Origin of the sequence: Levilactobacillus muriae, from assembly GCF_045862015.1 — a bacterium.
GTDB classification, from domain to species: Bacteria; Bacillota; Bacilli; order Lactobacillales; family Lactobacillaceae; genus Levilactobacillus; species Levilactobacillus muriae.
This window is the reverse complement of sequence record NZ_BAAFRU010000036.1, coordinates 1-9,869: the sequence shown is the minus strand read 5'-3', so window position 1 is coordinate 9,869 and position 9,869 is coordinate 1. Positions and strand designations below refer to the sequence as shown.

The following is a 9,869-nucleotide window of genomic DNA, read 5'->3' as shown; positions in this document are numbered from 1 at the left end:
GGAATACGACGCAAACTTGTAGCCGTTGTGGACACATCATGACGGGTAAAAACAAGTTGACGTTAGCCGATCGAAAATGGATGTGTTCCAGTTGTGGGGCTTTTCATGTACGGGATCATAACGCAGCCCAAAATATTCTGGCTAAGGGACTAGCTACCTTGTGAAAACTGTGTCCGTCTGGCAACCTGCGGACCTAAAAGGCTTTGGTAATTAGCGGATAAGCCCTATTCGTAGGCAAACGCTGTATCTAAGTAAATTGTGGCCGCCATGCCATGGGGTGTGGTGACCGCAAGCGTCCGTTTTTAAACGGGCGTGGTTGACCCAACACTGCCGGGGGAGAGGTCAAAGTATGGCGTGTTGGTTAACCCATTGCCTGGGGCGAAACTAAGATCCCTCCAGACAAAATGGTAAGTGATAATCGAAAAGGAGCGATTTAGATGAGTTGGCAAGAAAACTATCAGGTTTGGCAACAACAGCCCACGATGATTCCCAGCATTAAACACGAATTAGATGCCATTGCGGATGATCCAGAAGCATTGGAAGCTGCTTTTAGCGGTCCCATGAGCTTTGGAACAGCCGGTATGCGGGGTGTTATGGGGCCTGGTATCGGTCAAATGAACGTATACACCGTGCGGCAAGCAACCGAGGGGGTTGCCCGGTATTTGGACACGTTGGATGACGCGACGAAGCAACGTGGGGTCGCTATCAGCTTTGACTCCCGTTATCATTCTACAGAGTTTGCCCATGAGGCGGCCCATGTCTTGGGTGCGCACGGGATTCCTAGCTTCGTCTTCGATGACTTGCGGCCAACGCCTGAGTTGTCGTTTGCGGTCCGGCAGTTACATACGGCCATGGGGATCATGATCACGGCCAGCCATAACCCGAAACAGTACAATGGCTATAAGATCTACGGGCCAGACGGTGGACAGATGCCACCCAAGGCATCCGATATGATTACCGACTTTGTCCGGTCTGCTAAGGATGTCTTTGCCATCAAGGTCGCCGACGAGCAACAGTTACGCGCCGACAAGACGCTTCAGATCATTGGGGAAAATATTGACCAACCTTATCTGCGAAACGTTGAGAGCGTGACGATCAATCATGAGCTGGTCAAGTCCGTGGGTAAGTCTATGAAATTGATCTACACGCCATTGCACGGGACCGGGAAAGTTATCGGCGAACGGGCCTTGCGTGGTGCTGGCTTTGAAAACTTTACTATGGTGCCAGAGCAAGCAATCGCTGACCCTGAATTTCCAACGGTGCCGTTTCCGAACCCTGAGTTCGCGCAGGCCTTCGATATGGCTATTGCGTTGGGGAAGAAAGAAGGCGCTGACCTGTTAGTCGCCACCGATCCCGATGCCGACCGGTTGGGTGCCGCCGTTCGTCAACCGAACGGGGATTACCAACTATTGACGGGGAATCAGATTGCCTCGATCTTGTTGGCCTACATTTTAAAGGCCCGCAAGCAAGCCGGCCAACTGCCAGCCAACTCACGAGTCGTGAAGTCCATCGTCTCCACCGAACTGGCCACTAAGATTGCGGCGGCTTACGGCGTGGAAATGAAGAACGTGTTGACCGGATTCAAGTTTATTGCTGAACAGATTCATCAGTACGAGACGACCAATGACCACACCTTCCTGTTCGGATTTGAGGAGAGCTACGGCTACCTGATCAAGCCATTCGTGCGTGATAAGGATGCCATTCAATCCACGGTCTTGCTGGCGGAAGTTGCCGCCGACTACAAGCAACGCGGCATGACCCTCTACGACGGGATCGAAGAACTTTACGCGACCTACGGCTACTTTGCCGAGAAGACGACGTTTGAGGAATTCGCCGGTATCGATGGTGCCAAACAGATGGCCCACTTGATGAGTGAATTCAGAGAGAATGCGCCGAAGGCCTTTGGCGACAGTACCATCGAGTCGGTTGAAGACTTCTCGACGAGCCTCAAGACCGAAGCCGATGGTACGACCAGCAAGATCGATTTACCACAGTCAAACGTCTTGAAGTATTGGCTGAGTGATGGTACTTGGATCTGTATTCGACCTTCTGGAACCGAACCTAAGGTCAAGTTCTACATTGGGACGAGTGATCAGACAGACGCAGTAGCGCAAAAGAAGTTAGCGAGCTACGAGGCGGCACTGAAGCAGTATGTTGATTCAGTGAAGTAGGATTCAAGTTAATCAAAACGAGTTTTAACGCAGTTAGTCGGCGCCTCGAGGGGAGCGACTAGCTGCGTTTTTTTGATGGTTGCGAAGCGTTAAGTAAGACAATCGGTTGCCACACCGGCTATTAGTGTGGTGACTTGTTTTCACTGAATTGATAATCGGTTAAGAGTTTTCACTAGACAGTAGATCTTAACAGGCTGTTTACTAATAGCTTTACTAAAGTTTTTACGATAAAAAGACAACCGGTTGCAACTCTTTGCAGCCAGTTGATACCACAATTGGCGGAACGTTTTTCACAATAAAAGTGGTTGCATTTAACCAGACATAACCTTAGAATAATAGCCGTAAAGCGCTTACATTTTAGTTAAAAATAAATTAATATTTTTACCAGCAATGTAAGTATCCTATTTTTGAGAAATCAGAGGTGTGTCAAAATGGCTAAGAATGACAAAATTACGTTGGACCCCGCGAAGTTTGCGGCAGCTGTTTTGGGAGGAAATGCGCAATATCCAGATGAGGAAAATAAGTTGTATATCAAGCGACAGCTGACCCTCTATCTGGAAGCTACGTTGCTTGCGCAAGATTTTAACAAGTTGGAAGAATCTCAATTTGATATGGCCAAGGCCCAGCAACGGGAGGATGTTCTGTCAAAGATCATTGAACATCGGTATCACTAGACTAGTGAGTACCGTTAAGGGTTAGAACGCAGTCTCTTGTTGAAAGGCGTGAAAGAACAATGGTTAAGCAATATCTCTCATATGCTCTAGGGGCATTCGGACATGATGCCTTCTACGCAACACTTAATACTTATTTTGCAATTTTTGTCACCAGTGCCTTGTTCGTGGGAAAGGGTTCCGCCGCTGAAGCTGGAATCGTGACGACGATGGTTGTTGTCATTCGTTTAATTGAAATTGCCTTTGACCCGATGATCGGTGGGATGGTTGATAACACCGACACCAAGTTTGGGAAATTCAAGCCATGGCTGCTTGCGGGGGCTATCGTCAGTTCTGTTGGACTGATTCTTATGTTCTCTAGTTTATTTGGCTTAGCGGATTCCAATTCTTCGATGTACTTCTTGGTCTTCGGGATCGTCTTTGTCATTATGGATATTTTCTACTCGTTCAAAGACATTTCATTCTGGTCCATGTTACCCGCGTTGAGTGTGGATACCAAGGTCCGTAATCGGTTTGGGACGGTTGGTCGTTTTGGCTCTACCCTGGGTTCTCAGGGGGTCATCATTGTCATCATGCCACTGGTCATCTACTTCTCCCAAAAGTTCTCTGGAACCCATGGGACTACGGAAACACGGGCCGGCTGGTTAGGATTTGCTATCGTGATTGGGCTCGTTTCTCTGTTAGGGGCTTTGGCAACCTTCTTTGGGACGAAGGAAACCAAGAACTTAATTCGCGAAAATACGGAACGAACGCGTTTCCGTGACGTCTTCAAGGTTATCGGTGAAAATGACCAATTGATGTGGTTAGGTTTATCCTACCTGCTGTTTGCCTTAAGCTACGTGGTTACGAACTCACTCCTGATTTACTACTTCCAATACGTCATTGGTAATGCGAAGGCCTACAGTGTGGTTGGGGGAGTTACGGCGCTCCTGGGGGTCATTTCCGTTCCTCTGTTCCCACTCATCGTTTCTAAGATTACGCGGCGTGGGGTTTACGTCGGCGGTATCTGCATGATGTTAGTCGGTTACGTGCTCTTCAATTTTGCGGGTAGCAGCGCCATCATGATGTATATCGCGGATGCTATCTTCTTCTTCCCATACCCGATGATCTTCCTGGCGGCCTTGATGACCATTACCGACAGCGTGGAATACGGGCAATGGAAGAACGGCACGCGAAACGAATCCGTCACCTTATCCGTGCGGCCTTTGATTGATAAATTAGCTGGGGCCTTTTCAACAGGGATTGTCGTTATCGCGGCCGTCCATGCCGGGATGACGGGTAACGCTAAGCCTAGTGATATTACCGCACACGGGATGTTTATCTTCCACTCTTTCATTTTCTACATGCCAATGATTCTGTTAGTGGTATCCGCTTTGATTTATCAATTCAAGGTGACCTTATCTGAGAAGAAACATGCAGAGATCGTTAAGAAGTTGGAAAATAAGTTAACAACTGAAAAGGCTGAAGAAGATACAAAAATTCAGTCAAATAATTAATTAGGATTTACCAAGAGCCTGGGCGATGATACCCGGGCTCTTGGTGTCTCTGAACCTGTTGGGCAAGGCTACCAACTGACGGATGGTACAGGGGCCATTACCAATAGCTCGGAAAAGAAAGCGCTTTATAAACCGGTTGACAATCACCGCAAAAGCGTTTATGATGACTGTAGTAAAACTTTACTAAAAATTTATTGAGGAGTTAATCGCCATGGATTTTGCCAGCTTAGCAACTGAATATCAAGAAAAGTTTGATGCTGCACCACAACGGGTCTTCTTTTCTCCCGGCCGAATCAATTTGATCGGTGAATACACTGACTTTAACGGGGGGCACGTCTTCCCCGCAGCAATCAGCATGGGAACTTACGCCGCGTACGTGAGTCGAGATGACCGGCAGTTCCGTGTTTATTCAGCCAACGTCCCAGAGGCCGGAATGTTGACGTTCTCACTGGACGATTTAGCCTTTCATAAGGCTGACAACTGGGCCAACTACCTGAAAGGGATGTTGTTCGAGCTGGCGAAGCAAGACCTGACGATCGACCACGGGTTCGACCTCTTTGTACACGGGAATCTGCCGGATGCTTCCGGTTTGTCCTCATCTGCTTCTATGGAAATGTTGATGGGTGAGATCCTTCACGCCGCTTACGGCATGAAGCTAGACGAAGTCGAAATGGTTAAGGTCGGTCAACAAGTTGAAAATGATTACTTCGGATTAAATACCGGGATCATGGATCAGTTTGCCATCGGCATGGGGAAGAAAGATCAAGCGATGCTGTTGGACACGAACACCATGGCTTACGAGTATGCGCCACTGAACTTAGGCAATAACGTCGTGGTCATCATGAACACCAAGAAGCGGCGGGAACTGACCGATTCTAAATACAATGAACGGCGAGCCCAATGTGAAGAGGCCCTTCGTCGGTTGCAAGTCAAGTTAGACATTAAGACATTAGGGGACTTGAACGAAGATCAATTCGATCAAAATGCTTATCTCATTAACGATGAAACCTTAATCAAGCGTGCTCGGCATGCCGTTTTCGAAAACCAACGCACGTTGAAGGCCTTCAAGGCGTTACAAGACAACGATCTCGAATCCTTTGGCCACTTGGTCAACGCGTCACATATTTCTTTGAACTATGACTTTGCCGTAACCGGGAGGGAACTGGATACCTTGGTTGAAACCGCTTGGCAGCAACCCGGTGTCTTAGGTGCCCGGATGACCGGTGCGGGCTTTGGTGGCTGTGCGATTGCGATTGTCAAGAAGACAAACGTTAAAGATTTCGAAGCCAAAGTTGGGCAGGTCTACGAAGAGACGATCGGTCATAAGGCCGAATTCTACGTCGCAGAGATTGCAGACGGTCCAAAGGAATTGCAAAAGTAGTCTAACAACTGGTTGGCTGTGGTGGTTGGCACGAGGTCCAATGAGTTAAATTGAACCAACGATATCTGACCGAAACAACTTAGCAGCATCATAAACAAGCTTTAAGGTAAAATAGGCCATAGAACTTTCTGGTTAACGATGAAGTCATGTCACAGCTTAACCAGGAAACGACATAATTGAGGAGGAATTGATAATGACAGTTTTAGTTTTAGGTGGTGCTGGTTACATCGGCTCACATGCCGTTGATCGGTTAATTCAAAAGGGATACGATGTTGCAGTCGTCGATAGTTTAGTAACGGGACACCGTGCCGCAGTCAATGACAAAGCACGTTTCTACGAAGGGGACGTGCGCGACCAGAAATTTTTGAACAGTGTCTTTGATCAAGAAGATATCGAGGGTGTCATTCACTTTGCTGCCTTCTCCATTGTGCCGGAATCCATGGAAAAACCATTGAAGTACTTTGACAACAACACGACCGGGATGGTTTCCTTGCTAGAAGTTATGAATAAGCATAACGTCAAGCGCATCATCTTCTCGTCAACGGCGGCGACTTATGGCGAGCCTAAGCAGATTCCCATTAAAGAAACTGATCCGCAAGTGCCAACCAATCCATACGGCGAAAGCAAGCTGATGATGGAAAAGATCATGCGCTGGGCCGACGAAGCTTATGGCATCAAGTTCATCGCGCTGCGGTACTTTAACGTGGCTGGGGCCAAGGAAGACGGAAGTATTGGTGAAGATCACCATCCCGAAACCCACTTGATTCCCATTATCTTGCAGGTTGCTGCGGGTGAACGCAAGGAGTTGTCCATCTTTGGTGGCGACTACCCAACCAAGGATGGGACCAACGTCCGGGATTACGTCCAGGTTGTCGACTTGGTCGATGCCCATATCTTAGCTCTGGAATACCTGAAGGCCGGCCATGATAGTGATGCCTTTAACCTCGGCTCATCGACTGGTTTCTCCAACAAGGAAATGTTGGAGGCTGCTCGGAAAGTTACGGGCAAGGAGATTCCTGCCAAGATGGCGCCTCGGCGCGCTGGCGATCCTAGCACCTTGATTGCGGCTAGTGACAAGGCGCGTGAAGTCTTGAACTGGCAACCACAATTTGATAATGTGGAAGATATTATTCGGACTGCCTGGAATTGGAAGCAGAAGCATCCAGCCGGCTACGATGATCAGAACGAGGCAAAATAAATGGCACAAGACACAATTCAAGCGTTTATTGATCAAATTGTTCAATCACCAGCCCCCTATATGGAGCTGGACCGGCAGTATGTGACCAATCGGATCTTTGCATTGATCGGTGATGGCGACGCTCAGACGACCACCAGTGCCGACCCCATTGACCTAGTGGCGGCTATGGTCGAGACGGCCGTGGCCAATGGTAAAATCGAGGATGCACCAAGTCCCCGTGAGATTCTGGAGTCGCAGCTGATGGACTTCATGACGCCACTACCGTCCGCCGTCAACCGTGGCTTCTGGGATCGTTATCAGCAAAGTCCCAGCGCCGCGACTGACTGGTTCTACCAGTTAAGCAAGGCGAACAACTACATCAAGACGAGAAACATTGCACGTAACGTGGTCTTCCAAGCTCAGACGCCGGCCGGAGAGTTGGAAATTACAATCAACCTGTCCAAGCCGGAAAAGGACCCCAAGGCTATCGCGGCTGCCCAAACGCAGACTAAAGTCAGCTATCCGCTAGACCAGTTGTGTATGACCAACGAGGGCTACCGCGGTCGCCTTGGTTATCCCGCCCGCAGCAATCACCGGATTATCCGGATGATGCTGGGTGGTGAGACCTGGGGCTTCCAGTACTCGCCGTACGCCTATTTCGCTGAGCATGCCATCTTCTTGGCCAAGGAACATCGGCCGATGGTGATCAACCAGCATACGTTGACTAACCTGTTGGAAATCGTGCGTCAACTGCCGACCTACTTCGTCGGGAGTAACGCCGATCTACCAATCGTGGGCGGCTCCATGCTGACACATGACCACTACCAGGGGGGCAAACATACCTTTCCGATGATGCTGGCACCCGTGGACCGGGCAATTGACCTAGGTGTCACGGGCGTTACAGCGGGAATCGTGCAGTGGCCGATGACCGATATCCGACTGCGCGGGACGCAACCGGAACCATTGATTACAGCGGCGACTAAGGTTCTGAAGAGTTGGATTGACTATTCCGATGAATCTGTGGGTGTTCGTGCCTATACCGATGGCACCCGGCACCACACAATCACACCAATTGCCTATCGGGATGGCGCGGACTATGTGTTAGACTTAGTCTTACGGGATAACCAGACGTCGGCGCAATATCCAGATGGGGTCTTTCATCCACACCAGGATGTACAGCACATCAAGCGAGAGAATATTGGCCTGATCGAGGTCATGGGTCGCGCGATTTTGCCCGCACGGTTGAAAGCCGAAATGGCCGAAGTTAGCAAGTATCTGTTGGATCAACCCAACCAAATTGCACCAATGCACCAAGTATGGGCCGATGGTCTTAAGCAAGCTAAGTCGATTACCGCAGCTAACGTGACGGCGGTCGTGCACCAAGCAATTGGGAATACCTTTGCTCGCGTATTGGCTGATGCCGGAGTCTTCAAGCGAGATGCGCAGGGTCAAGCCGCATTGGACAAGTTCATTGCCCAGATTTAATTTTGCCAGGAGGTGATGGTGATCGCAGCCACCTTAAAAGATATTGCGAAATCAGTCGGGGTCTCACTAGCAACCGTGTCACGGGTCTTGAATTATGACCGGACATTGTCAGTTAGCGAGTCCACCAGAAAACAAATATTTGAGGTCGCCGAGGACTTGAATTATACCAAGTCCAAGCGTCGGACCAATGCGCCGGCTAAGCAGCTGCGAGTTGCTATCGTTCAGTGGTATTCGAAGTCAAAGGAACTCGATGATCTGTACTACATGGCGATTCGGCTGGGGTTGGAAAAACGCTGCGAGCAGCTCAATATGCTGGCCACGCGGACCTTTCAAAATAACCTGCAGGCCATTGACCCGGACGTTGATGCCGTGATCGCTATTGGAAAATTCAGTGACGAGCAAGTTCAGACGCTGTCGCAATTGACGGGGAACTTAGTTTTCGTCGATCAAGATCAGTTGGGCCACGGCTATGACAGTGTAGTCACTGACTTTAATGTCGCCGTTCAGCAGGTAGTTGACTACTTTTGGCAGCATGATCAGCATGAGATTGGGCTGATCTGCGGGAGTGAGTCGACGACGGATGGCAAGCTTGATGTACTTGATCCCCGGTATACGGCGTACTGTCAGGAGATGCAAGTGAGAGGGGCCTTTGATCCTAAATTGGTTTTCACTGGTGACTACACTTCGGAATCTGGTTACGAGCAGATGCAGGCTGCGGTGACGCGGCTGGGGTCTCATTTACCCCACGCCTTCTTCGTGACCAACGACCCGATGGCTGCTGGGGCACTGAAGGCCCTGCGCGAGAATGAAATTGCCGTACCAGATCGCGTCAGTCTCTTTAGCTTCAACGACACCACGATTGCCAAGTACGTCTTCCCCGAGTTGAGCAGTGTTCACGTGAATACGGAGATGCTGGGCGCGGAGGCCGCCGATTTGGTGGCTGACCGCTTGCAAACGGGACGACGTACGCCGCAGCGGGTGACGATTGGGACTGAGCTGATTGTTCGGGAGAGTACGCGATAAGAGTGATTTCGTTCAGAGACAGGTGTAAAAAAATTAGATATTAATTTCCGGCTACTCGCTGGATTAGTTATGAGACAGATAAAGCCCCGAATCTTAGTGGATTCGGGGCTTTTTAGTTTGCTCAGTCGAATGGGTAAGCCCGAGAGCTTGCCAGTATGCCTGTCGTCATGCGGATGCTGTCTCACGTTTCAGCAATATAGTTTTGGAGAGCCCAAAAGGGTCTGGGGTTTTGATCCGGACCCATGGTGTAGATTCGTATGGCGTCTTTAGAAGCTATTCAAAATGGTTTCACGACCTGATCTGGGTGGCTGATCCACTCATCATTGTGTTAGTTTTAACTAAAGGTTGAAAGTTAAAAAGTACAGTAAAAGCCCGACGCGTCGGGCTTTTACTGTACAAAAATAGACATGGATTGCTCCACGAGTATAATTGAGTCGACTAAAAAACAATATACAAGGAGAATTC

General features: G+C 49.3%; 8 protein-coding genes. All 8 read left to right on the top strand.

Annotated features, from left to right (window positions below; all coding sequences use genetic code 11):
* A partial coding sequence (locus ACKTSF_RS13855; protein ID WP_407890188.1) for a zinc ribbon domain-containing protein occupies positions 1-164 on the top strand: 164 nt, incomplete at its 5' end.
* Between the two features lie 273 nt (positions 165-437).
* Positions 438-2,171: a phospho-sugar mutase gene (locus ACKTSF_RS13850; protein ID WP_407890184.1), complete on the top strand. Its 1,734-nt coding sequence runs from the start codon at positions 438-440 to the stop codon at positions 2,169-2,171.
* 431 nt (positions 2,172-2,602) lie between these two features.
* Complete coding sequence (locus ACKTSF_RS13845; protein ID WP_407890182.1) at positions 2,603-2,845, top strand: hypothetical protein; 243 nt, start codon at positions 2,603-2,605, stop codon at positions 2,843-2,845.
* A 59-nt stretch (positions 2,846-2,904) separates the two neighbouring features.
* On the top strand, positions 2,905-4,338 hold the full coding sequence (locus tag ACKTSF_RS13840) for a glycoside-pentoside-hexuronide (GPH):cation symporter (RefSeq protein WP_407890180.1): 1,434 nt from the start codon (positions 2,905-2,907) through the stop codon (positions 4,336-4,338).
* A 211-nt stretch (positions 4,339-4,549) separates the two neighbouring features.
* Positions 4,550-5,719 (top strand): galactokinase, encoded by a 1,170-nt coding sequence (locus ACKTSF_RS13835; protein ID WP_407890179.1) that lies wholly within the window; start codon positions 4,550-4,552, stop codon positions 5,717-5,719.
* 193 nt (positions 5,720-5,912) lie between these two features.
* On the top strand, positions 5,913-6,917 hold the full coding sequence (gene galE / locus ACKTSF_RS13830) for a UDP-glucose 4-epimerase GalE (RefSeq protein WP_407890177.1): 1,005 nt from the start codon (positions 5,913-5,915) through the stop codon (positions 6,915-6,917).
* Positions 6,918-8,381: a UDP-glucose--hexose-1-phosphate uridylyltransferase gene (locus tag ACKTSF_RS13825; protein WP_407890175.1), complete on the top strand. Its 1,464-nt coding sequence runs from the start codon at positions 6,918-6,920 to the stop codon at positions 8,379-8,381.
* A gap of 21 nt (positions 8,382-8,402) precedes the next feature.
* A complete protein-coding gene (locus ACKTSF_RS13820; RefSeq protein ID WP_407890186.1) occupies positions 8,403-9,404 on the top strand; it encodes a LacI family DNA-binding transcriptional regulator in 1,002 nt (333 codons plus the stop codon).
* Positions 9,405-9,869 lie beyond the last annotated feature (465 nt).

Excerpts from the sequence above, each read along its gene's own strand:
- ACKTSF_RS13850 (WP_407890184.1), top strand. The coding sequence starts at position 438 with ATGAGTTGGCAAGAAAACTATCAGGTTTGGCAACAACAGCCCACGATG.
- ACKTSF_RS13845 (WP_407890182.1), top strand. The coding sequence starts at position 2,603 with ATGGCTAAGAATGACAAAATTACGTTGGACCCCGCGAAGTTTGCGGCA.
- ACKTSF_RS13840 (WP_407890180.1), top strand. The coding sequence starts at position 2,905 with ATGGTTAAGCAATATCTCTCATATGCTCTAGGGGCATTCGGACATGAT.
- ACKTSF_RS13835 (WP_407890179.1), top strand. The coding sequence starts at position 4,550 with ATGGATTTTGCCAGCTTAGCAACTGAATATCAAGAAAAGTTTGATGCT.
- galE (WP_407890177.1), top strand. The coding sequence starts at position 5,913 with ATGACAGTTTTAGTTTTAGGTGGTGCTGGTTACATCGGCTCACATGCC.
- ACKTSF_RS13825 (WP_407890175.1), top strand. The coding sequence starts at position 6,918 with ATGGCACAAGACACAATTCAAGCGTTTATTGATCAAATTGTTCAATCA.